This is a genomic window from Actinosynnema sp. NPDC023794, assembly GCF_040639675.1.
Taxonomy (GTDB): domain Bacteria; phylum Actinomycetota; class Actinomycetes; order Mycobacteriales; family Pseudonocardiaceae; genus Actinosynnema; species Actinosynnema luteola.
Genome location: NZ_JBFAFR010000010.1, coordinates 207948 through 230793 on the forward strand (window position 1 = coordinate 207948; position 22846 = coordinate 230793).

Annotated in this window: 22 protein-coding genes; 10 read left to right on the plus strand and 12 right to left on the minus strand. The window is 72.8% G+C overall.

Annotated elements, in window-relative coordinates; genetic code table 11:
* Positions 1-63: 63 nt before the first annotated feature.
* Positions 64-1296, minus strand: a complete 1233-nt coding sequence (locus AB0H12_RS22360) for a sialidase family protein (RefSeq protein WP_499624859.1) — start codon at positions 1294-1296, stop codon at positions 64-66.
* Between the two features lie 166 nt (positions 1297-1462).
* On the opposite strand from AB0H12_RS22360, the gene AB0H12_RS22365 reads away from it, so the two are divergent.
* Positions 1463-2152 carry a hypothetical protein gene (locus AB0H12_RS22365; RefSeq protein WP_499624860.1) on the plus strand — a complete coding sequence of 230 codons (690 nt, stop codon included), beginning with the start codon at positions 1463-1465 and terminating at the stop codon, positions 2150-2152.
* Positions 2153-2210: 58 nt separating this feature from the next.
* Here AB0H12_RS22365 and AB0H12_RS22370 read toward each other — a convergent pair whose 3' ends face one another.
* The 3 genes from AB0H12_RS22370 to AB0H12_RS22380 form a co-directional block, all read right to left on the minus strand.
* The gene (locus AB0H12_RS22370; protein WP_499624862.1) at positions 2211-3464 is read right to left on the minus strand and encodes an SGNH/GDSL hydrolase family protein; all 1254 of its coding nucleotides are present in this window, start codon (positions 3462-3464) and stop codon (positions 2211-2213) included.
* An 11-nt stretch (positions 3465-3475) separates the two neighbouring features.
* Positions 3476-4129 carry a polysaccharide deacetylase family protein gene (locus AB0H12_RS22375; RefSeq protein WP_499624863.1) on the minus strand — a complete coding sequence of 218 codons (654 nt, stop codon included), beginning with the start codon at positions 4127-4129 and terminating at the stop codon, positions 3476-3478.
* Between the two features lie 148 nt (positions 4130-4277).
* On the minus strand, positions 4278-4955 hold the full coding sequence (locus AB0H12_RS22380) for a GNAT family N-acetyltransferase (RefSeq protein ID WP_499624865.1): 678 nt from the start codon (positions 4953-4955) through the stop codon (positions 4278-4280).
* A gap of 12 nt (positions 4956-4967) precedes the next feature.
* Between AB0H12_RS22380 and AB0H12_RS22385 the strand changes: the two genes are divergently transcribed.
* Together AB0H12_RS22385 and AB0H12_RS22390 are read left to right on the plus strand one after the other, a co-directional pair.
* Positions 4968-5231: a hypothetical protein gene (locus AB0H12_RS22385; RefSeq protein ID WP_499624867.1), complete on the plus strand. Its 264-nt coding sequence runs from the start codon at positions 4968-4970 to the stop codon at positions 5229-5231.
* Positions 5228-5719 carry a hypothetical protein gene (locus AB0H12_RS22390; protein WP_499624869.1) on the plus strand — a complete coding sequence of 164 codons (492 nt, stop codon included), beginning with the start codon at positions 5228-5230 and terminating at the stop codon, positions 5717-5719. The genes AB0H12_RS22385 and AB0H12_RS22390 overlap by 4 nt, the downstream gene beginning before the upstream one ends.
* Before the next feature lie 6 nt (positions 5720-5725).
* Here the strand turns inward: AB0H12_RS22390 and AB0H12_RS22395 are convergent, their stop codons facing one another.
* A complete protein-coding gene (locus AB0H12_RS22395; RefSeq protein WP_499624871.1) occupies positions 5726-6505 on the minus strand; it encodes an endonuclease/exonuclease/phosphatase family protein in 780 nt (259 codons plus the stop codon).
* 55 nt (positions 6506-6560) lie between these two features.
* Between AB0H12_RS22395 and AB0H12_RS22400 the strand changes: the two genes are divergently transcribed.
* From AB0H12_RS22400 to AB0H12_RS22415, 4 genes are all read left to right on the plus strand, one after another.
* Positions 6561-7454 carry a LysR substrate-binding domain-containing protein gene (locus tag AB0H12_RS22400; protein ID WP_499624873.1) on the plus strand — a complete coding sequence of 298 codons (894 nt, stop codon included), beginning with the start codon at positions 6561-6563 and terminating at the stop codon, positions 7452-7454.
* A gap of 71 nt (positions 7455-7525) precedes the next feature.
* Positions 7526-8434 carry a 5-dehydro-4-deoxyglucarate dehydratase gene (gene kdgD / locus AB0H12_RS22405; RefSeq protein ID WP_499624874.1) on the plus strand — a complete coding sequence of 303 codons (909 nt, stop codon included), beginning with the start codon at positions 7526-7528 and terminating at the stop codon, positions 8432-8434.
* Positions 8435-8488: 54 nt separating this feature from the next.
* Positions 8489-9625 carry an L-talarate/galactarate dehydratase gene (locus AB0H12_RS22410; RefSeq protein ID WP_499624876.1) on the plus strand — a complete coding sequence of 379 codons (1137 nt, stop codon included), beginning with the start codon at positions 8489-8491 and terminating at the stop codon, positions 9623-9625.
* Positions 9626-9641: 16 nt separating this feature from the next.
* Positions 9642-10571, plus strand: coding sequence for an AEC family transporter (locus AB0H12_RS22415; protein ID WP_499624877.1), 930 nt, complete (start codon positions 9642-9644; stop codon positions 10569-10571).
* 3 nt (positions 10572-10574) lie between these two features.
* Here AB0H12_RS22415 and AB0H12_RS22420 read toward each other — a convergent pair whose 3' ends face one another.
* The 7 genes from AB0H12_RS22420 to AB0H12_RS22450 all read right to left on the minus strand — a co-directional run bounded on the left by AB0H12_RS22420 (position 10575) and on the right by AB0H12_RS22450 (position 19742).
* On the minus strand, positions 10575-13154 hold the full coding sequence (locus AB0H12_RS22420; RefSeq protein ID WP_499624879.1) for a hypothetical protein: 2580 nt from the start codon (positions 13152-13154) through the stop codon (positions 10575-10577).
* Positions 13155-13168: 14 nt separating this feature from the next.
* Positions 13169-13579, minus strand: coding sequence for a carbohydrate ABC transporter permease (locus AB0H12_RS22425; protein WP_499624881.1), 411 nt, complete (start codon positions 13577-13579; stop codon positions 13169-13171).
* A complete protein-coding gene (locus AB0H12_RS22430; protein WP_499624882.1) occupies positions 13576-13884 on the minus strand; it encodes a hypothetical protein in 309 nt (102 codons plus the stop codon). The genes AB0H12_RS22425 and AB0H12_RS22430 overlap by 4 nt, the downstream gene beginning before the upstream one ends.
* A complete protein-coding gene (locus AB0H12_RS22435; RefSeq protein WP_499624884.1) occupies positions 13881-16031 on the minus strand; it encodes a glycoside hydrolase family 36 protein in 2151 nt (716 codons plus the stop codon). Before AB0H12_RS22435 ends, AB0H12_RS22430 begins: the two co-directional genes overlap by 4 nt.
* A 153-nt stretch (positions 16032-16184) precedes the next feature.
* On the minus strand, positions 16185-17216 hold the full coding sequence (locus tag AB0H12_RS22440; RefSeq protein ID WP_499624886.1) for a LacI family DNA-binding transcriptional regulator: 1032 nt from the start codon (positions 17214-17216) through the stop codon (positions 16185-16187).
* Positions 17217-17337: 121 nt separating this feature from the next.
* A complete protein-coding gene (locus tag AB0H12_RS22445; protein WP_499624887.1) occupies positions 17338-18213 on the minus strand; it encodes an alpha/beta fold hydrolase in 876 nt (291 codons plus the stop codon).
* A gap of 38 nt (positions 18214-18251) precedes the next feature.
* The gene (locus AB0H12_RS22450) at positions 18252-19742 is read right to left on the minus strand and encodes an alpha/beta fold hydrolase (protein WP_499624889.1); all 1491 of its coding nucleotides are present in this window, start codon (positions 19740-19742) and stop codon (positions 18252-18254) included.
* A 150-nt stretch (positions 19743-19892) separates the two neighbouring features.
* On the opposite strand from AB0H12_RS22450, the gene AB0H12_RS22455 reads away from it, so the two are divergent.
* The 3 genes from AB0H12_RS22455 to AB0H12_RS22465 all read left to right on the plus strand — a co-directional run bounded on the left by AB0H12_RS22455 (position 19893) and on the right by AB0H12_RS22465 (position 22841).
* The gene (locus AB0H12_RS22455) at positions 19893-20612 is read left to right on the plus strand and encodes an alpha/beta fold hydrolase (protein WP_499624890.1); all 720 of its coding nucleotides are present in this window, start codon (positions 19893-19895) and stop codon (positions 20610-20612) included.
* Between the two features lie 202 nt (positions 20613-20814).
* On the plus strand, positions 20815-21486 hold the full coding sequence (locus AB0H12_RS22460) for a response regulator transcription factor (protein ID WP_499624892.1): 672 nt from the start codon (positions 20815-20817) through the stop codon (positions 21484-21486).
* Entirely contained in the window at positions 21483-22841 is a 1359-nt protein-coding gene (locus AB0H12_RS22465) for an ATP-binding protein (RefSeq protein WP_499624894.1), read from the plus strand. Before AB0H12_RS22460 ends, AB0H12_RS22465 begins: the two co-directional genes overlap by 4 nt.
* Positions 22842-22846: the final 5 nt, after the last annotated feature.

Consider the following 22846-nt stretch of genomic DNA (forward strand, 5'->3'; position numbering starts at 1 on the left):
CGCCCGTGCGGTTCATCCTCCGTCGCGGACGACTGTGAGAGGCGCGCCCGGCGGTGTCCGACGTCAGGAGATGCCGCCGCCGCAGCCCGCGTCCCTGACGCCGCCCTGGATCCAGGGCAGGTTCACCTTCCGGAACGCGATCGAGCGGTGCGAGGTCGAGCTCGCCGAGGTGTTCTCGTTGACCTCGATCAACGCGCCGACGTGGTAGTCGGCGGTCTTGACGATGCTGGAGTAACCGCCCTCGCGGTAGCTGCCGCCCTCGTTCGGCAGCGGCGCGTCCGAGAACGGTCGGCTGTAGGCCCAGGTGCGGCCCTCGTCCTCGCTCATCCGGATCCGCATCTTGGTGCGGGTCTCGGTGCTGGCGGAGTTCACGAACGCCAGCCGGGCGGGCGCGTCGGCGTTGTAGCGCATGGTCGAGCCCTCGTTCACCGGGTCGAGCAGGCAGCTCGCTGCGGCGAACGGCCGGAAGCCGTTCTCGATCGTGCCGCGGGTGACCCAGCGCCGCTCCTGGATCTCCGCGGTCGCCGACGTCGGCCGGTCGTTGCGGTAGAGCTCGCCGTTGGCCAGCTCCAGCACGGTGGACTCGCCGGTCTGCTCCATCGCCGCGCCCGCCGTGGTGCGCAGCGGCGCCGACTTCCACGTCACGCCGTGGTCGTCGCTGTAGAGGTTGCGGTGCTGGGCGGGGATCACCAGGCGACCGGCGTTGCGGTAGGTGGTCTGGACGCCGACGCCGGGGCCGACCGCGTCCCAGTTCCAGCTCCGGCCGTCGGCCAGGGTCCGGGGCTTGAGGGTGGCGGACATGTTCGTCGGTGACGCCCAGGTGTTGCCGTTGTCGCTGCTGGAGGTCAGCCACACCTGCCGGTCGTCCCACGAGTCGACGGGCGAGTGGCCCTCGGGCTGGTGGTTGAGGAACAGCCAGATCTTGTTGTTGGCGCGGTCGACCACGGCGGTCGGGTTGCCCCACGTGCCCTGGCCGGCGCCCACGACCTCGCGCAGGCTCGACCAGGTCGCGCCGTTGTCGTCGGACACCTTGTAGACCAGGTTGATGTTGCCGAAGTCGGCGTTGTTCGCCGCACGCCCCTCGACGAACGCGATGAGCCGGTCGGTGTTCGTGCGGATCAACGACGGGATGCGGAACGAGTGGTACCTGATCCCGTTGAGCACGTCGTCGCCGCCGCCGTCGAAGATGATCTTCTCGGAGTGCGACTGCGCCGCCGCGGCCTGCTGGCCCGACACAGGTGCCGCGGTGGCGACCGACAACGCGACGACGACACCGCAAATCCGCAACAGCGACACCTGGGCACTCCCCCGGCTCGGGTCGAAACTTCCAACCCAACATAGCCACGATCGCGAAAAATCGTAACCACCCGAGGTTGGCCACGACGTGAACGGGGGGTAACGAAGCTCCCTGCGAGAACGATCCAGCGGCCGTGATCGACAACTGTTCCCACCACCGCGATCTATGACCGCCGACGCCGCCGTCGACTCGTCCGGAAACCGTGACATGCATCCCGACCTCGCCCATCCGTCGGGACCGGCGCGGGGCGGCGAGCCCTGCCGCGTCTGCGGCGGGCCAATCTCCCGGACCGCGCACCCCACGCAGCGGATTCGCCACGTCTGCGGTCCGCCGTGCAACGAGCGGCTCAAGCGCGCTCTCAAGCGGGCCAGGGAGAAGGAGAAGGAAGCCTCCGCGCGACTCGGACACGAGGTGGACCCTGGCCGTCCACGGATGATCCTCTACGAACCCCACGTCGAATGGACGTCGCCAGGTGGACGCGGTTACGCCGAACGCCTGTGGTTCGGGGTGCGCGGCGGGTACGCCTTCGGCCTCAGCACCGGCATGGTCATGGTCGGCCGAACGAACTCTGCGGGCAAGCGATTGTCGACGCACTTCAAGCACTGCCAGAACTACGGCGTCACGGTCCACGACGTCGCGGTGATCGCATCGGCGGGCGACCTCGCCCTGCTCGAGCAGTCGCTGAAATGGTTCATCAAGTCACACCCCGACGCGGACGACGACCCATCCATCATGGAGTCCGCGCACGGCGTCCCGTTCGCCGACGTGGTCGACTTCGCCCTCCGGGAAAGCCTCGGAGACCTCTGGATACCCACTCACGCGGTCGACGGACGCTCCGGAGCGAACCCCGGTTGAGCCGGTCGTCGGACGTGGGGTGCGGGGCCGCCCGGTGTCGTAGGCGGCCCCGCGGGCGTCACCGGAACAGGCGCAGTGGCACGGCCTCCGCCATCGCGGCCATGCCGGCGTCGTTCGGGTGGAGGTGGTCGCCGCTGTCGTACGCGGGCAGCAGGCGGTCGGGTTGGGCCGGGTCGCGGACGGCCCGGTCGAAGTCGATCACGCCGTCGTACTCGCCGCTGGTGCGGATCCAGTGGTTCACGGTCTGCCGCGCGGCCTCGTTCTCGGGGCTGTAGAAGCCGAGCGTGTCGTCGCGGAACGGCGTGATGGTGCCGCCGTGGATGCGCAGGCCTTGCGCGTGCGCACGGGCGATGAGCTGCCGGTGCGCGCCGATGATGTCCTGCGCGGTCACCTTCTCCGACAGCGGCGCGCTCGTGCCGGGATGGCCGAGGTCGTTGACGCCGAGCAGCACGACGACGTGCCCGACACCGGGCTGGGCCAGCACGTCCCGGTCGAAACGGCGCAGCGCGGCCTGCCCGAAGTACGCCGCGTAGCCCTCAGCCGGGTGACCGACGGGCGGGTTGGGGTCGTGCAGCAGCCGGTTGCCGCTGATGCCCGCGTTGACCACGCCGAGGTGCCGCAGGCCCCGGTCTTCGGAGAACCGGCGGGCGAGGACGTCGGGCCAGCGGCGGTTCGCGCCGCGCGTGGTCTCGGCGCCGTCGGTGATCGAGTCGCCGAGCGCCACCACGGTCGAACCGCGCTTGCCACCCGTGACGCTGACGCCGGTGAGGAAGTGCCACTTGCCGAGCACGGCGGTCGGCGTGATCTCCGTGCGGCCGGTGACGTTGCCCGCCGCGACGTACCCGTCCTGGTACGGGAACGCGTGCACGGTGTTCCCGGCCGTGCGCCGCGGCAGGTGGATGCTGATCACGAGGTCGGAGTCGGCCGCGACGGTCAGCGCCACCGGGTCGCTGAGCAGCGGCGTGCCGGGTGGCAGGGTCGCGGACGGGCGTCCGCCGAACGTCAGCCGCCGGTCGCTGCCGGGCTGGACCGCCGACCCCGTGCCGGCCCGCCGTGCGACGTGCGCCTCGCCGATCACCAGCGGTTCGGTCCCGAACTCGTTGGACAGCCGCACGCGGACCGTGCCGCCGCCGACGCTCAGGTGCACTACCTGGCGCAACGTCTGGTCCTCGAAGGTCGTGGTGTCCGAGGCGGGCACGGTGGTGGGCGAGGTCGCCCACGCGCCCACCCAGGTGGGCCGCGGCGACGCGACGGCCGCGGTCGGCAGCAGGAGCAGCAGCGCGGCCACCGCCGCCGTCGTGGCGCGCTTCACGGTCGACCCCATCAGCGGCGGGCGGGACGGTCGAAGCGCCAGCCGTCGGCGCGCAGTTCGGGGATGAGCCTGGCCACCGCGTCCACGGTCTGGCCGCGCTCGTTCGGGCCGTCGTGCATCAGGACGACGGCGCCGTCGGTGAGGCCGTCCTTCACCCGGCGCACCAGCTCGTCGACGCCCGGCGGCTCCCAGTCGCCGATGGCGAGCTTCCAGCCGAGCGAGGTCATGCCGAGCTTGGCCGCGACCTGCGGGCTCTGCCCCCAGCTGCCGTAGGGCGCGCGGAAGTAGCGGATCGGCACGCCCGGCGCGGCGCGGTGGATCGCGGCGCTGGTCTGCCTCAGGTCGGCCTCGATCTGCTCGGGCGTCCACTCGCCCATGTTGTCGTGGTGCATGCTGTGGTTGCAGAGGATGTGCCCGCCCGCGACGATCTTGCGCACCAGCTGCGGGTTGGCCTCGACGTAGTCGCCCCAGAGGCAGAACACGGCCTTGACGTGGTGGCGGCGCAGCACTTCGAGCAGGCGCGGCGTGTCGGCCGGGTTCGGGCCGTCGTCGAAGGTGAACGCGACCGTGCGGCCACCGTGCTTGGTGGAGTCGACGATCACCGGTTCGGCCGCGCTCGCCGGCGCCGAGCTCAGGCCGAGCACCAGGCCAGTGGTCAACAGCACCGTTCTCCACCGCATCGCGAAACCCCTTCCGTCGGACGAGCGCTGTCACTATCAGGTCGGGATCAACCCACCTACCAGACGTTTCGCGGAAGTTTCGAGTCTCAACTGGCTTGCGCCGCAACAGGAATCCGGCACGACCGCGACGGGCTCACCCGGGCTGGTCGGTGGCGATCACCACCGCCGCCCGCGTGTCCCAACCCAAGGACGCGTAGAGCGCCTGCCCTTCCGCGCTGGCGAGGAGGACGCCGTGGCGCGCGCCGCGGGCGACCGCCTCCTCGGCCAGGGTCGCCATCACCACGCTGCCCAGGCCCCGGCGGCGGTGGGCCGGGGCGGTCTCGATCCGGTCGAAGACCGCGTCCCCGTCGGTGACGGCCACCTGACCGCTCGCGGCCTGCTCGTCGGACTCGTGCCGGACGTCGACCACGACGACCTCCGCCGCCGAGGTGGCGATCCGGTAGGGCGCGGGGACCGTGCGGCGCGGGTGGTCGGCCAGGGGACGGGTCATGAGCCACTCGCGGGCGGTCTTGAGGTGGAGACCGGCGTGGCGCAGCACGACTTCGACGTCGTCGGGCCGGGTGGTGGGGACGGTCAGCCAGGTCGCGCCCTCGGCGGCGGCGGCCTCGTCGGCGAGGGCGCGAAGACCGGTCACGTCGTCCGGGCGCAGCGCGATGATCTCCCGGTGGCGTCCCGGGCGGTGTAGGAGCAGGTGCAGGGCGTCGCCGGCTTCCCGCGGCCGGTCCCAGCCGCGGCACACGCTCCACCCCCGCCCCCAGCGGCGGACCAGGTCGGTGAGGCTCGCGCCCGTGGAGGTCGAACTCGTCGTCATTGTTGCCATCTTATGGCAGCAGATGGCCGGGGCCGGCCGTACTTCGTGGAGGAGATGTGGCCGGCCACGAACGACGGCGGTGTGGCGGCGGCGTTGCGCGGGCCCTCGACGGTCACGGTGAAGGTCGCCGACGGCACCCCGGTCACCATCACGGAGGACACCGCGTACCCGTTCGGCGACAACCATCACCGTCCGGGTGGCGCCACCCGGACGTGGCCGGACAGGCGCCCGACCACCTGTGGCGGCTGCTGCCGGCGTGGTGGAATCTCCGCGTGACGACGATCGCCCAGCTGCGCAAGACCGCGCTGTCCCTGCCCGAGGTGGCCGCGCACGACCGAGCGTTCACCGTGCGGGGCAAGCGGTTCGCCTGGGTGCACGAGCACGACCGCGTCGACCTCCACCTCCCGGCCGCGGAGGTGGAGGCGGTCCTCGCGGCCCACCCGACCGCTGAACGGCTGGCCCCGGGCGTGCGCGTCCCGCTCGGCGACGTCGACGGTCAGCAGCTCAACCACTGGGTGCGGCGGGCGTGGCTGTGGCGGGCGCCGGCGGAGCTGTCCGCGCGGGCCGCCGCGGCCGAGACCGCCGAGCCGGGCGAGGTCGGCGACCTGCCCGAGGGCATCGGACGACCCGCCACGCGGGCGCTCACCGCCATCGGCGTCACCACGCTCGCCCAGGTCGCCCGCCTGAGCGACGCCGAACTGCTGGCCGTGCACGGCGTCGGCCCGAAGGCGGTCCGGGTGCTCCGCGCGGCGCTCGAACGCTGAACGGCCTCAGAACGTGTAGTTCACCACGAACGCCGGGTGGTCGGTGCGGTACATGGCGTACTCCTGGGTCGACACGAACGTCAGCGTCCGGGCGATGACGTGCTGCACGTCGCCGTCGCCCTTGCGGAACCAGCCCGACGGCACGCAGTTCTGGGCGTTCGTCGCCGAACCCGGGCTGTACTTCAGGTTCAGGTCGCCCACGACCACGTGCCTGGTCGTGGCGGAGCCGGTCGGGTCGTAGGACAGCACCGTCGCCGGCACCAGTTCCTTGCACTGCGCCAGCGCCACGGTGCCGGTCGTGCTCAGGTGGGTGGTGCAGGCGGTGAAGCCGCGCACCTCGCTCAGCGCGCAAGCCCACGCGCGGACCTCGTTGCCGCTGTCCTGCGCCGTATAGGTGTTCTGGCCGCTGGTCCTGATGCCTTCCTTGACGATGATCGCGCTGCCGTACGCGCCCCTGCCGTCGGTGCACTCGATGTTCGCGTTCGTGGTCTTCCGGCGCGCGAAGGCGAACTGGTACTCGGCCGTCGCGCCGACGGCGGTGGCCAGCCGGGGCAGGTCGGACAGGCACACCTCGTTCACCGACACGACGTCCGGCACGCGGCGCTGGATCATCGTCACGCCCTCGCCCACGGCCAACCCGTCCTGGTAGCACCCGGCGACCCCGCTGTTGCACAGGTTCAGCTGCAACACCTTGAACGCGGTCGCGGCGGCGGCGGGCGCCGTCACCAGCCCGCCGAGCAGGAACACGGCCAGGACGAGACCGGCGGTGCGGCGTGGGAGGCCCATGTGGACCATGCTCACACGCCGAACGCGCGGTGACCAGGATTGATACCTTCCCCGCATGGCGTTCACGCTGGAGCAGCTACGGGGATTCGTAGCCGTCGCCGAGGAGTTGCACTTCAGCCGTGCCGCCTCCCGGCTGGCGATGACGCAGCCGCCGCTGAGCAGGCAGATCCAGAAGCTGGAGCGGTCGGTCGGCGCGCAACTGCTGATCCGGGACAACCGGCGGGTCACGCTCACCGCGGCGGGCGAGGTGTTCCTGGTCGAGGCACGGCGGCTGCTGTCGCTGGCCGAGACCGCGCCGGAGCTGGCCCGGCGGGTGTCGTCCGGGTCGAGCGGCGTGGTGCGGGTCGGGTTCACGGCGGCGGCCACCTACGGCATCCTCGGCCGGCTGCTGGACGAACTCGCCGCGCAGCTGCCGGACGTGGACGTGGAACTGGTCGAACTGGTCACCCGGGAGCAGGTGTCCGCGCTGGTCAACGAGGAGATCGACCTGGGGCTGGGCCGGCCGCCGTTCGACGACTCGACCTTCGGCTCACGGCTGCTGCACCGGGAAGGGCTGCTGGTCGCCGTGCCCGCAGGCCATCCCCTGGCGGCTCTGGGACGTGACGCGACGGCCGCCGACGTGGTCCGCGAGCCGGTCATCATGCACTCGCCCACCGACGCGCGGTACTTCTACGACCTCGTCGTGCGCACGGTGCCGATCGCGCCGGAGAACACGGTGCACACGGTCAGCCAGGTGCTCACCATGCTGTGGCTGGTCGCGGCTGGTCGGGGTGTCGCGTTCGTGCCGGAATCGGCGGCGCGGCTGCGCATCGACGGCGTCGGGTTCGCCCGCCTGGAGACCGCGGTGGCCGAGCCGGTGGAGCTGCACCTGCTGTGGTTGAAAGCTTCGGCCAACCCGGCGTTGTGGCGGACGTTGAGCGTCCTGGAGGGCCGCACGCCGTTCGAGTGATGCTCTCCGGGTATTGCGCAATGCTGAACAGCTCTTGGACAAGCATCACTCCTGCTCCATACGGTGGAGCCGTGACGAACCCAGCCGCTCTCGCCGACCGACTCGCCTCCGGGCTGCTCTCCTTCCCGGTCACCCACTTCGATGCCGACCTGCGGTTCGACGAGCGCCGCTACCGCGAGCACCTGGCCTGGCAGGCGAGCTTCGACGTGGCCGGCCTGTTCGCCGCGGGCGGCACGGGCGAGGGGTTCTCGCTGACTCCCGCCGAGCTGGACCGGGTGGTCCGCGTCGCCGTGGACGAGGTGGGCGGCGAGGTGCCCGTCGTCGCACCGGCGACCGGCGCCACCGCCGTGTCGGTGGCGCAGGCGCGGGCCGCCGAGGCCGCTGGAGCGTCCGGGGTGCTGCTGTTCCCGCCGTACCTCACCGAGGCCGGCCAACGCGGCCTGGTCGAGCACGTCTCCGCGGTGTGCCGGGCCACCGGGCTCGGCGTGATCGTCTACAGCCGGGCCAACGCCGTGCTGACCGACGCGACGCTCGCCGAGCTGGCCGACCGCAACCCCAACCTGATCGGGCTCAAGGACGGCGTCGGCGACGTCGAGCAGCTGACCCGCACCTACGCCCGCGTCGGCGACCGGCTGATCTACATCGGCGGCCTGCCGACCGCGGAGACGTTCGCCCTGCCGCTGCTGCAGCTCGGCGTCACGACGTACTCCTCGGCGCTGTTCAACTTCGTGCCCGAGTTCGCGCTGAAGTTCTACGCCGCCGTCCGCGCGCAGGACCGGACCGCCGTGTACGGGATGCTGCGCGACTTCGTGATCCCCTACCTGGACCTCCGCGACCGGGAGCGCGGGTACGCGGTGTCGATCGTCAAGGCCGGGCTGACGGCCGTGGGCCGGGACGGCGGCCCGGTGCGCCCGCCGTTGACCGACCTGACCGACGACGAGCGCGCCCGCCTCACCGCCCTGGTCCAGCGGCTCGCCTGACCGCCCTGGTCCAGCGGCTCGCCCGACCGCACGCGCCCGAGGAGAAGGAGCCCGATGTCCACCAGTTCCGACCGGATCAGCTCGGTGACGCTGTCCTCGGTGAGGCTGCCCCTGCCGACTCCGATCAGCGACGCCAAGGTGTTCACCGGCAGGCAGCGGCCGATGACCGAGGTCGCGGTGCTGTTCGCCGAGATCCGCACCGAGGCCGGGCTGGAGGGCATCGGGTTCGGCTACAGCAAGCGCGCCGGCGGGCCCGCCCAGTTCGCGCACGCCCGCGAGGTCGCGCCCGACCTGATCGGCGAGGACCCCAACGACATCGGCCGGCTGTGGACCAAGCTGGTGTGGGCGGGCGCGTCGGTCGGGCGCAGCGGCGCGGCCACGCAGGCGCTGGCCGCGTTCGACATCGCGCTGTGGGACCTCAAGGCCAAGCGCGCGAACCTGCCGTTGGCGAAGTTGCTCGGCGCGCACCGCGACTCCGTGCGCTGCTACAACACCTCCGGCGGCTTCCTGCACGAGACCGTCGAGCAGATCAAGGACAACGCCGACCGCACGCTCGACTCCGGCGTCGGCGGGATCAAGATCAAGGTGGGCCTCCCGGACCGGTCGGAGGACCTGCGCCGGGTCGCCGCCGTCCGCGAGCACCTCGGCGACGGCGTGCCGTTGATGGTCGACGCCAACCAGCAGTGGGACCGCCCCACCGCCATGCGGGTCGGCCGGGCGCTGGAGGAGTTCGACCTGGTCTGGATCGAGGAGCCGCTGGACGCCTACGACGTCGAGGGGCACGCGGAGCTGGCGCGGTCGCTGACCACGGCCGTCGCCTCCGGCGAGATGCTCACCAGCGTCGCCGAGCACTACGAGCTGATCCGGGCCGGCGCCGTGGACGTGCTGCAACCGGACGCGCCCCGCGTCGGCGGGATCACCCAGTTCCTCACGCTCGCCACCCTCGCCGACCACCACCACCTCCAACTCGCGCCCCACTTCGCCATGGAGATCCACGTCCACCTCGCCGCCGCCTACCCGCGCGAGCCGTGGGTCGAGCACTTCGACTGGCTGCACCCGCTGTTCGACGAACGGCTGGAGACCCGGGACGGGCGGATGCACCTGTCCGACCGGCCCGGCCTCGGCATCACCCTCGCCGACCAGGCCCGCGCCTGGACCGTCGAGACGGCCACCGTCGACGCGCCGCGGTGACGCGCGCGCACACCGGGTGAACGCGGTCCTGGCCGGTTTCGCCACCCTCGTCGCGGTGATCGCGGTCGGCTGGATCGCCGGCCGCGCCCGCGTGCTCGGCGAGGGCGCGGCCGGCGTGCTGTCCCGGCTGTCCTACTTCATCGCGACGCCGGCGCTGCTGCTGCTCACCCTCGCCGAGGCGGACACGGCCGTGCTGCTGTCGACCACGCTGGTCGCCACGGCGGGCAGCGCGGTGGCGTGCGCCCTGCTCTACCTCGCCATCGCGCGGTGGCGGTGGCGGCTGGGCGCAGGTCACCTCGCCACCGGCGCGCTGGCCTCGTCCTACGTCAACGCGGGCAACCTCGGCGTCGCCATCGCCGTGTACGTGCTCGGCGACGCCTCGCTCGTGGCCCCGGTCCTGCTGTTCCAGGTGCTGGTCCTGGCGCCGATCGGCCTGACCGTGCCGGCCGCGTCACGCGATCCCGGCCAGGGCGCCCCGACCCGCACGCGACTGCTGACCCAGCCGCTGCGCACGCCCCTGGTGATCGGCTGCGCCCTCGGCCTGGCGCTCGCCGCGGTCGGCCGGCTGCCGCCCGCGCCGGTGCTGCGGCCGATCGAGCTCCTCGCCGACCTCGCCGTGCCGGCCGCCCTGCTCGCCTACGGCGCGAGCCTGCACGGCGCGCCACGCCCGGCGTCCGGCGGCACGGCCGGTCAGGTGTGGCTGGTCGTGGCGCTGAAGACGGTGGTGCAGCCCGCGTTGGCCTACGCCCTCGGCCGCTGGGTGGTCCGCCTGGACGACCCGGCACTGCCGGCCGTCACCATCGCCTCGGCGCTGCCCACCGCGCAGAACGTGTTCGTCTACGCCACGGCCTACGACCGGGGCGCGGAACTCGCCCGGGACGTCGTGCTGCTCACCACCGTCCTCTCGGTGCCGGTCCTCACCGGGATCGCCGTCGCGCTCGGCTGAGCCTCAACGCCGTGGCTCCACCGAGGACGCCACGACGAGCGGTGCGAGCTGGACCCAGTCGACGTTCGGGCCCCAGGCGGCGGGGTTGCCGAACGTGAGCGCGCCGTCGTCGGTGACCAGGTCGATCGGCGAGGTCTCCGGCCAGAAGCCGTCCCAGGTGTAGTTGTGGCGGTACGGCGCGCTCGTGGCGTGGCCGCCTTCCTCGGTGGCGACGAGCGTCCGGGTGATGGTGTCGGTGTTGTACGGGTGCCCGGTGTTCTTCTCGGCCTGCGCGTAGGCGACGGTCAGGTTGTACCGGCCGGCCCCGAACGCGGCCGGGCGCTCGACGGTCAGCGTGCCGCCGTTGCCCAGCCGGCCGACGTACGAGCCGCCGGAGGCCCACGGTCCGGTGGTCACCACCGCTCCCCCGGCGAGCCGGCCGGACTCGGCTTCGACGCGGACCGCACGACCGTCGGACCCGGCGTCGCGCACGGAGGTCAGCGTGCCGAGCACGAGCGGTGTGCGGCTCTCGTTCGACAGCACGACCTCGGTGATGCCCGCCTTGAGGTGCGCCGTGACGCGGCCCGACCACGCGCCGGCCCGGTCGGCGGTCAGGTCGCGCACCCGTCGCCCGGACAGGGCGAGGCCGAGCGCGCTGCGGTCGGCGCCGAGCCACGTGGTGGACAGCTCGTAGTAGCCGTCCTCGGCGGCGGACACGTACGTGGTCACGGTGTCACCGGGGCCGAGGACGACCGCGCCGGGTGCGGCCACCTGGAGCGCGCGGGCGCCGCGGTCGACCGTGCCGCCGGACCGGCGCGACTCGGTGAGCGGGTAGACCGTCCTCTCCGGACCGGTGACCTCGGTCAGGTCGAACCGGTCCAGCGTGATGTCGGACGGGCCGCCGAGGAAGCCGTCGGGGCCGCTGGTGCGCAACGAAACGCGGTGCCGGCCCGCGGTGAGCGTGATCGGCGTGTCGAGCCGGCCGCGGTAGACCCAGTTCAGCGTCGCCGGGAAGGTCAGGTCGCCCACGTGCGCGTCGTCGACGTACAGCGCCTGCCGGCCGACGAACCCGCCGGTGCCGTAGAACACCCCGAGCCGGTACGTGCCGTCACGCGGCACGTCCACGTCGACCGTGACGCGTGAGGCGGGGTCCTTCATGAAGCCGACGTCCTCGCGGCCCGACGTGGTGTAGCGCTGGGCCATGTCGTGCGAGCCCGAGCCGTCGTCCTGGGTGACGACGACGGCGTGCTCCACCGTGCCGGACTCGGCCTCGTGGCTCGCCTGCCACGGCGCGTCGGCGGCGGGCGGCGCGCCGAGGCCCGCCCTGGTGATCACGACCTGGTAGGCGGCCAGCGGGTCGCCGCCGGGCACCGCGACCGTCGCCCTGCCGTCGTCCACGCGGACCCTGGCCGCGCTGACGACGGGCGGCTGCCCGGCGTCACCCTCGTAGCCCGACCAGGTGGTCTTGGCGACCCGCACGTCGACCCGGTCGCCGAACACCCGCCGGTCCAGGCCCGTCACGGCGACGTCCACCGGGTTCGCCGTGCCGCCGAGCAGGACGGTCGCCTTGGCGTCGCCCCGGTCGTAGGCGGCCAGGCCCCGCAACGTGTCCCTAGTGCTCGGCCGCGGCGGCGTGACGCGGACCGTGTCGCCGGACAGGTCGGCGTACCACTTCGTCAGCCACCAGCCGCCGTTGGCGCGGCCCGCGCGCACGGCGTGGTCGCTGAGGTTGCCCGCCATCGTCCAGAACGCCATCTGGCCGTCGACCTTGGTCTCCTCCAGCATGGCGATCCACTGGACCAGTTGGCCGGGCACGGAGGTGTCACGCCGGTTGGAGTACTCGTTGATGTTGATCGGCCGCGGCGCGATGCCGAGTTCCCGTTCCAGGTCCCGGTAGTCCTCGTAGTGCTCGCGGTAGGTGGTCAGGGAGTCGGGGCCCAGCTCGTGCCAGGTGACGATGTCGGGCAGCACGTCGTTGGCCTTGGCGTGGGTGAGCAGGTCGCGCAGGTGGTCCGGTCGGTACCGCGTCTCGCCGGGGCCGGTGATGCGGGCATCGGGCAGCACGGACTTCACCAGCCGGTAGACCCTGGTCCAGTCGGCGAGGAACTCGTCCTTCTTGGCGGCCCAGTCGCCGTACCAGATCCAGTCCGGCTCGTTGAAGATCGTCCAGACGAACCGGTCGCGGTCCGGTCGCGCGGCGACCTTCTCCAACTGGGGCCGCAACCGCGCGATGTAGTCGTCGATCCCCAGGTCCTGGTACGGCCACGCGCTGTAGACGTCCTGCGCGTAGATGTGCACGTCGGCACCGCCGGCCGCGAAGTACCCGTCCGCGACCTTCAACGCGTCGCCGTTGGGGTGCTGCTCGCCGTCCGGCGCCTTCTGCGAGACCGTGCGCGGGCGCATGCCGGCGATGAGGTCGTGCGACGGGACGCCGGGGTCGCCGAGGCCGTAGAGGATGCCGGTGGCGCCGCCGTGGAACGCGCCCGTGGGCGAGCCCAGGTCGACGCGCAGCGTCTCGGCCGACGACTTCCGCGCCGAGACCGCGGTCGAGGTGGCGAGGACCATCACGGCGGCTGTCGTGCACGCCAGGAAGGGGGGTCGCATCAACGCTCCTTTTGTCACTTGACGGCGCCGCTGGTGATGCCGGAGAGGATCCGTCGCTGCGCGACCGCCAGGACGGCGACCAGCGGCAGGCTCATCAAGATCACGTAGGCGAAGATCAGGTGCCAGTTGTCGAGGTGCAGGCCGGCGCCGGCGACCCGGAACAGGTCGAGCGGCAACGTGTCGAGCCGCCCGCCGACCACGAAGAACGCGTAGAAGACGTCGTTCCACACGTAGAGGCAGATGAGGATGGTGGCGGTGGCCAGCACGGGCCGCAGCATCGGCAGGACGACGCGGCGGAACACCGTGACCGGGCCCGCGCCGTCGAGCTGGGCGGCCTCCTCCAGCGACACCGGGATCGTCCGCACGAACCCGGTGACGATGAAGATCACCGTGGACAGGTAGATGCCGAGGTAGACCCCGATCATGCCGACCGCGCTGCCCTGTCGCCGGTGGCCACCTTGGTCTGGATGCCCTGCTCGTAGGGGTCGGGGATGGTCACGACGTCCACCGTCGCGCCGGTGGCCTGCTCGAACGCGGCCACCACCCGTTCCGGCACGGTGTTGCTGTTCTGCGCCGCCCAGACGGTCAGCCGCACGCCGTCGAGCGGCGCGGTGGGGTCGGCCCAGCTCACCGCCCCGCCGGCGGGCGCGTCCTGCGCGGACGGGTCGCTGCACGCCGCGAGGCCGAGCGCGAGCGCCGCGGCGGAGGCGACGCGGAGCCATCGGTTCATCGTGCTGTTCCTCCGGTGGGTGGGGTGGCCGGTCCTCGCTCTCCGCCGGGGGCGATCCGGAAGAGCCGCGCGGAGGCGGTGTCGTGGTGGGCGGGCGCCAGGGTCAGCGAACCCGTGCCCTGGTCCCAGGAGTGGCTCCACGCGGGCAGCTCGCGCGGGTAGAGCACGTCGACGTCGACCGATCGGCCGCGCAGGTGCGGCAGGGACAGCGTCACGTCCGGGCCCGTGCCGTCGCGCCGCCACACGGCCACGTGCGTGACGTCACCAGACCTGAGGCCCAGGCTGAGCCACGGATCGCTCCACCCGGGCAGCCCCAGCGGCCACACCGGCGCCGACACCGCCAGGTCCGCGCGGATCTCCCGGAACACCCGCACCGCGTCGCGCACGGACCGCAGCTGGTCGGCGTTCATGAGGTCCAGCCGCCCCGACAGGTAGAGCCGGCCGAGCATCCCCGTGCACACGGTGTAGGCGAACAGCTCGTCCGCCATGTCCGGTTGGGGGTAGGCCCAGCTCGCCGACTGCTCCGGGAGGACCGACATCGGCGCCGACACCGCGATCGGCGGGTAGCGCAGGGGGTCCTGCTGGTCGCTGGTGGACTGCAACTGCATCCGGGACAGCAGCGCGTAGTCCATGCGCATCGCGCCGGACGCGCAGTTCTCCAGGACCAGGTCGGGGTGCCGGTCCAGGAGCCGGTCCAGCCACTCCAGGTGCGCCCGGTTGTGCGCGAGCAGGCCCGCGCCCGCGCTGTCGGCGGCGAAGTCCGTGCCCGTGCCCGGGTCGACGTTGTAGTCGAGCTTGAAGTAGCCGACGCCGAGGTCCTCGACCAGCCGGTCGACCACGTCGTCCAGGTGCGCGACCGCGCTCGGGTGGCGAAGGTCGAGCACGTACCGGTCGTGCTCGACCAGCCGGACACCGCCGCGTTGGAGGAACGCGGCAGCCGGGAGCTTGTCGGCCATCGGGCTGCGCACCCCGATCACCTCCGGCTCGAGCCACAGGCCGGGCACCATGCCACGCTCCCGGATGCGGGTGAGCACCTCGGCGATGCCGCGTGGGAACCTGGTCTCCGACGGCCGCCACTCGCCGACGGCGTCCCACCAGCTCGAGCCGTTGTCGTACCAGCCCGCGTCGACGCAGAACACCTCCGCCCCGACGTCGGCGGCGGCGTCGACCAGCGGCAGCAGCTTCGCCGTGGTCGGATCGCCCATCAGCGTGTTCATGTAGTCGTTGAACACCACCGGCAGTGCGGACCGGTCGCGGTGCGGGCGGACGAGCTCGCGCCGGTGGGCGGTCAGCGCGGCGACCGCGCCGTCCACACCGGACTCCGACACGGCCACCGACACGGGCACGGTGGTGAACGCCTCGCCGGGCAGCAGGAAGTGCTGCCACTGGTGGTCGACGTCCGTCGGCCCGAGCAACGCCACGTACGCGCCGTCCAGCCGTTCGCCGACCTCCCACCGCCACGCGCCGTTGTGCTCCACCTGCCACAGCCACGCCTGACCGGTCCGGCGGTCCGCGAGCCCGGCCGTGGGCAGGTGCGTGCCGGTGGACCAGGTGCCCGTGCTCACGGCGGCGAACCGTCCCCGACCGTGCTGGCCGTGCAGCCGGAGGTTGAGGTCGGGGGTCACGCCGTCGCGCAACGGGTGGCGCGCCCACCGGCCCTCGCCCAGCCACTCGCTCTCGCCGCGCAGCAGCTCGAGGTCCCCGACCCGGGCGCCGGGGAAGCCCGCGGCGAACGACGTGACGCCGTGCAGCAGCACCGGGACGTCACCCCGGTTGGTCACGGTGGTGCGGACCTGGCAGGCCGCGACGCCGCCGACCGACCGGAACGTCGTCCGCGCAAGCAGCCCGGTCCGCTCGTCGCGCACGTCCACGTGCAGCTCGCTCCACTTGCCGTCACGCGTGCGGGCGGAGCCAGCGTAGACCATGCGCCCGCCGAGCGCGGTGTCCGAGAACCGGTGCGAGGCGCGGGCCCGACCCTCGCCGGCGACCATCAGCTCCACCAGCGGTTGCGTCGCCCTGGGGTGGTCGGACCGCGGCCCGGCGGCCAGCGTGCGGACGCCGACCGGGCCGTCCGGTGACACGTCCACGACGAGTTCCAACGCCGAATGGCCCCAGACCACGCTCGTGGCGGACTCCGATGAGATCACGGTGCTCCTGTCGTGCGTTCGGCGACGGGTTCGCATTCGTGCTGATCGAGGCCATGTGATCGGTCACATACCGACGCCGAGTGTGACCGGTCACACGAACAGGTGGACAGACCGCGTTACCTTGTTGTTACCAACATCGCGGTGGACGAGTTCTCAACGACCGCGCGGCGGGGCGGTCGACTCGCGGACCACGAGGGACGGCGCGGCGAGGTCGACGGCGGGCCGCGGCACGCCCGCCACCTCGGCCACCAGCGCCGCCAGGCAGGCGCGGCCCAGCGCCACGAAGTCCATCCGGACCGTGGTGAGCGCGGGCGTCCAGTAGGCCGCGCCGGGCACGTCGTCGAAGCCGATGATGCTGACGTCGCCCGGGACGTCCCGGCCGGCTTCGTGCAGGGCGCGGCGGACCGCCATGGCCGTGTCGTCGTTGCCGCACAGGATCGCGGTGACGTCCGGGTCGGCCGCCAGCCGCCGTCCCGCGAGGTAGGCCGACCGCACGTCCCACTCGACGGGCACGACCGGCGGCGCCGGCGCGCCCACCTCCCGGAGCGCGTCGCGCCACCCGCTCTGACGGGCGCTCGTGCCGGTCTCCGACGGGATCGCGACGTGGTGCACCGTGCGGTGGCCCAGGGACAACAGGTACCCGGTCGCGTCGGCGGCGGCCTGCCGTTCGTCCAGGTAGATCATGGCCCGCCCGGTGCCTGCCAGACCTCCCGCCTCGGTCGCGGCCACGGCGGGCACGGCCGCGGGCAGCGCACGCAGGACGCCCGCGCCGGCGGCGTCGAAGGCGATCACGACGATGCCGCCCGCGTTGGGGTCGCTCACGTACTCGACCGCGTGCCGGACGTCCGCGGGGCGGTCCGACTCGACCACCCTGACGCCGACCGCGAGGCCTTTCAGGCGCGCGGCCTCCTCGATGCCCCGCAACGTGGCGGCGTACCCGTAGAGCGTGGTGTCGGCGATGACCACCGTCACCGCGCCGGCCCGGCCCGAGCCCAGCGCGCGGGCGGCCCGGTTGGGCCGGTACCCGAGCCGCTCGATCACGTCGAGCACCTGCCGGCGGGTGTCGGGGTTGACGTTGGGCGACTCGTTGAGCACGCGTGACACGGTCTGGTACGAGACGCCCGCGGCCGCCGCCACGTCACGGATGCTGGGCACGGCCTCCCGCCCGCGCTTCCGAGCAGGCACGCCGGGAGATCGTCCTGTCACCCCGTCATCGTGATCGCCTCCGACGACCACGTCAAAACCACGTCGGGCGGTGCCGCCCTGCGCCGTCGCACGTCGAGGGGTCGTTCGCGGCAGCCGCGACTCAGCGGTGGCGGCTGAACCAGTCGAGCACGAGCCTCGCGACCTCGTCCGGCCGGTCGAGGTGCATGAAGTGGCCGGCGTCGGCCAGGACCCGCACCGACGAGCCTTCCGCGAGGCCGGTGGCGGCGTCGGCGAAGTGCTCCGGCGCGATGCAGCCGTCGTCCTCGCCGGCGAGGACGAGCATCGGGACGGCGGCCGGCGCCTCGGTCCTGGCGGCCAGGGCGGCGAGGTCCGGGTCGTGCAGCGACCGGTCGAAGTTGCCGCGGTAGATCCGCAGCACGTTGCGCAGCACGGCCGGGTCGCCGTACATCCCGTGCACGCGTGCGCGGTGTCCGCCGGGGTCGAGGCCGGGTGACCAGGTGGACCACAGGTAGTCGACCAGGCCGCGGTCGGTTTCGAGCACCGACTCGGCGACACCGGGCACCTGGAACAGCCACAGGTAGAAGAACCGTTGCTGTTGCGCGGGATCCCGGAGCACGGGGCCCAGCGTCTTCGGCGGCGGCACGGCCATCGTGACCGCGTGCCGCACCCGTTGCGGCCACGCCGCCGCCAGCCTGCCCACCACGCCCGCGCCGATGTCGTGCCCGATCAGGTCGATCCCGGCGTCCGGGGACAGGGCCCGCGCGACCGCCTCCGCGTCGGCGGCGAGCGTGATGCCGTCGGCGTAGGTCATCCGGTCCGCGGTCGTCGGGTGGTGGCCGCGCAGGAACGGCGCCACCACCCGACGGCCGGCGGCGACCAGGTGCTCGGCGAGCGGCCCGAACGTGGCCGGGTGGTCGGGGAACCCGTGCCAGCACACGACCACCGGCCCGTCGCCCGCCGCGAGCGCGGGGAAGTCGAGCCGATCGGTCTCGATCACGATCTCCTCGAAGTCCATGGCCTCGAACCTGGCGCCGTGACCGGGCGGGCACGGCACTAGCCGCGGACGGGCAGGCGCACGGTGACGTCCCGCAGCACCATCGCGCTCGGCGTGCGGCTGCCGTGCAGGAGGAACATGTCCGAGAGCGGGGTGACGGTGAGGAACAGCGACTGGCCGGCCGGGACCGTCGCGGCGACCGCCGGCAGCTCGATCGTGCGGCGGGCGCCCAGGTTCAGGCTATTCTCCCGGTGCGGCAGCACGTTGTTCTGGATCACCTTGGCGGTCAACGGCGACGTGCCGACGCTGAGGGCGAAGAACGCGCGGCTGTCGAGGCCGAGCGTGCTGACGACCGCGTCGAGCGTCGGCGACCCGGCGACGGTGAGCGGGCCGTCCGCGATCCTGATCGCCTGGGGCAGGCCGACGCCGGCCGTGGTGACGATGTCCGGCAGGGCGGCGGTGGTGGTCGGCGCGACGGAGTCCACGGTGACGCAGCCACCCTCGGCGGTCATGAGCTGGTACCGACCGTGGCCGGTGGTCGTGCGCGGCGCGCCCTGCAGGTTCTCGGCCAGGAACCGCAGTTCGAGGTCGTCGTAGCCGCCGTGCGCGGCGGAGCACGCGTCACCCGCGACGGCGTGCCCGGCGGGGATGGCGTTGGGCAGCGCGTGCCCGCCGTTGTAGCCGATGAGCAGGCTGTTCGCGCGGGCACGCGGGGTCAGGGCGCGGTCGAAGTTGTCGATCGCCTGGTCGAGCGGGAACAGGTTGTCGCTGATGCCCTGGCGCAGCAGCACCGGGATGTCCAGCCGGCGACCGGCGGCGGCGTGGTGCGCCGGGCCGTTGTCGCGGAAGAACTCGTCCATGGTGGTGGGCCAGTCGCCGGTGAGCAGGCCCTCGGCGTAGCCCGCGTGCAGCGTCGAGGTGTGCGCGTCGAGCGCGGCGGCGTACAGGGCGGTGACCCACGTGGTGCGGACGACTTCGCGCGGGGCGAGGCTGTCGTTCAGGGAGTGCCAGGTGATCTGGGGCGCGAGCGCGTCGAACCGGGTGCGGCCGGTCTTCATGACCTCCGTGAACGCGCCCGCGAACTGGAAGCCGCCGCCGTAGGAGCCGCCGACGGCACCCAGGACCGGGTCGCCCGGACCGTTCGTGCGCACCCAGTCCAGCGAGGCGACGTGGTCGATCACCCGGATGACGTCCTCGCCCTCGAACGCGGGGTCCTCCACGTGCGCCTTGCCGCCGCTCTCGCCGAAACCGCGCTGGTCGATGCTGACCACGCCGAAACCCGCGTCCAGGTACCGCCGGAACGAGCCGGGCGCGGACGTGCGGCCGCCGCCCCAGCCGTGGCTGTGCAGGAGCACCGGCGCCCGGTTGTCGCGGGAGGCGGCGGCGGGCTTGAAGACGCTGACGCAGATGCTCACCGGTCCGGGCTCCAGCGGATCGGCCTCCGGCACGCTCGCGAGGCAGACGTGGTCCGGCGCGGGGTGATCGGCGCTCGCGGCGGCGGGAGGGGTCACGGCGACGGCCGCGACGACGAGTGCGATCACCAGGCGCATCGGGTTCCTCCGGTCGATCAGGGCGCGTCGATCGCGCAGTGGGTCCAACGAGCGACCGTGAAGATCGTCACGTCGGGTATACCTTGTGCGCAACTTAATCGTGCACTAGCTTTATGGCATCACCCCGCAAGACGAACCGAGGAGCACACGATGACCGGCCAGAACCCCACCGTCGTCCTGGTACACGGCGCGTTCGCCGACGGGTCCAGCTGGGCCGAGGTGATCGACCTGCTGCGGGCGCGTGGCGTGGAGGCGCTCGCGGTGAGCAACCCGTTGCGCGGGCTGGCGCACGACGGCGACTACGTGGCGAGCGTCGCCGGGCAGGTCGACGGGCCGGTCGTGCTGGTCGGCCACTCGTACGGCGGCCCGGTGATCACGCACGCGGCCACCAAGACGCCGAACGCCAAGGCGCTGGTGTACGTGGCGTCGTTCGGCGTGGACAAGGGCGACAGCGCGTTGAGCTCGGTCGAGGGCTTCCCGCCCGTGGCGCTGAACACGTCGCTGGTGCCGCAGCAGTTCCCGGACGGCGACAGCAGCGACACGGAGTTCACGATCCGCCGTGACGCGTTCGCGAGCGTGTTCGCCGCCGACCTGCCGGACTCGGTCACCGCCACCGCCGCGGTCAGCCAGCGCCCGATCGCGGCCCGTGCCCTCGGCGAGCCGCTGTCCGTCGAGCCCGCGTGGAAGACCCTGCCGTCGTGGTTCGTGGTGGCGACGGCGGACAACGCCATCCACCCGGACTCGCAGCGCGCCGCCGCGGACCGGCTCGGCTCGACCACCGTCGAGGTGGAGGCCTCGCACGCCATCGCCCTCTCCCGCCCGACCGAGGTGGCCGACCAGATCCTCGCCGCCGTCAGCGCCATCTCCTAACCCCTCGCGCGTGTCGAACCTCCACGCCCGGCGTGTCGAACCTCCAGGACCCCCGAGTTCTACGCTCACGTTCGCCCCGGACCGCTCGGCCGTGTCCTGAACGTGGAATTCGGGGGTCCTGAGTGGACGACACTCGGGGTCTGAAGGTTCGACACGCGGGACGCGAGCGTTCGACACGCGCGGTGGTGGAAGGATTCCGGGTATGCGGGTGCTGCTGGTTGAGGACGACGAGCCGATCGCCGAGTCCCTCACGCGGGGGTTGGGCAGGTACGGGTTCGACGTCGAGTGGGTGCGCACCGGGGCCGAGGCGCTGGCGGCGGAGCCGACCGACATCGTCCTGGTCGACCTCGGCCTGCCGGACATGGACGGGCTGGACGTGTGCCGCGAGCTGCGCGCCCGCGGCGACGTGCCGATCATCGTGATCAGCGCGCGGGCCGACGAGACCGACCGCGTGGTGGGCCTGGAGATCGGCGCGGACGACTACGTGTCCAAGCCGTTCGGCGTCCGCGAGGTGATCGCCCGGATGCGCGCGGTGCTGCGGCGGGTCCGGCCCGCGCTGCCCCAACCCGACGCCACCCGGTCGCCCGACGCCCAGCCGACCAGGCTCACGATCGACCGCCGGGCACGACGGGTGCACGTCGACGGCATCGAGATCACCCTGACGCCCAAGGAGTACGACCTGCTGGCGTTCCTCGCCGAAGCGCCCGGCGCGGTGTTCACCCGCGAGCAGATCATGGAGGCGGTGTGGGACGCCAACTGGTTCGGCCCGACCAAGACCCTCGACGTGCACGTGGGCGCGCTGCGCCGCAAGCTCGGTGACGCGGTCGCCGTGGAGACCGTGCGCGGGGTCGGGTTCCGGTTGGTGCTGACGTGATCCGCCAGCTGGTCGCGAGCTACGTGCTGCTGGTGCTGGTGGCGATCGCCGCGTTCACCGTCCCGGTGGCGTTCACGCTCACCGACCAGCTCTACCGCGACGAGGAGAACTCCGCACGCCGGGAGGCGGAGACGGCCGCGCTGCTCCTCGCGCCCGACGACGCGCCGTCCCGCCAGGCGCTGGCCCGCCTGGTCGACGCCTACGAGCGGCAGACGCCGGGCCGGTTGGACGTGCTGACCGCCGCACGCACCGCCGTCGACCCGCTGCCGCTGCCCACCGCCACCGACGACCCCGCGTTCACCGAGGCGTTGAACGGCCGCGAGTCCCTGCGGTGGGGCGACGCCGAGGCGCTGGGCGCCGAAGGTCTCGTGCTGGCCGTGCCTGCAAAGTCGCCGGACGGCGCGGTCGTCGGCGCGGTCCGGATCAGTTACCCGTCCGGTCCGCTGAGCACGCGGCTGTGGCAGATCTGGGGTTTCCGCGCGGCCCTGGCCGTCACGGTGCTGATCGCGGCGGCCGTGGTCGGCTTCCTGCTCGCCCGCCGGCTGACCCGCCCGCTGCGCGAGCTCAACCGGATGGCGGGCAGGTTGCGCGACGGCGACCTCACCGCACGGGTCGAGGAGACCGGCCCGCCGGAGACCCGGACCCTCGCCGGCACCCTCAACACCGCGACGGAGACCATCGGCACCCTCGTCGGCTCGCAGCGCGCGTTCATCGGCGACGCCTCCCACCAGCTCCGCACTCCCCTCACCGCGCTGCGCCTGTCGCTGGACAACATCGCCGACGGCGTGGACGACCCGTACGTGCGCGAGGACGTCGACCACGCCACCGCCGAGGTGGTGCGGATGAGCAGGCTGGTCAACGGCCTGCTCACGCTCGCCAGGGCCGAGTCCACGGTGGCCGCGCCGGAACCCGTCCGGATCGTCGACGTGGTGGCCGGCCGGTTCGACACCTGGCGGGCCGCCGCCGAGGAGCGCGGGATCCGGCTCCGGCACGACGCCGCCGACCCCGACCTGCGCGCCCTCGCCGGGCACGGTCACCTGGAGCAGGTGCTCGACAACGTGCTGTCCAACGCGCTCGCCGTCTCACCGGACCACGCCGCGATCACCGTGGCGAGCAGGCGGGAAGGCCGCAAGGCGGTGATCGAGGTGGTCGACCGGGGTCCGGGCCTGCCGGCCGCCGACCGCGAGCGCGCGTTCGACCGGTTCTGGCGCGGTCCCGGGCTGACCGGCCGCTCCGGCTCGGGCCTCGGGCTCGCGATCGTCAAGCAACTGGTGGCCGACGACGGCGGCTCGGCGAGCCTGCACGAGAGCGAGCACGGCGGGCTGTGCGTGCGGATCGCGCTGCGAGCCGCCTGAGCCGC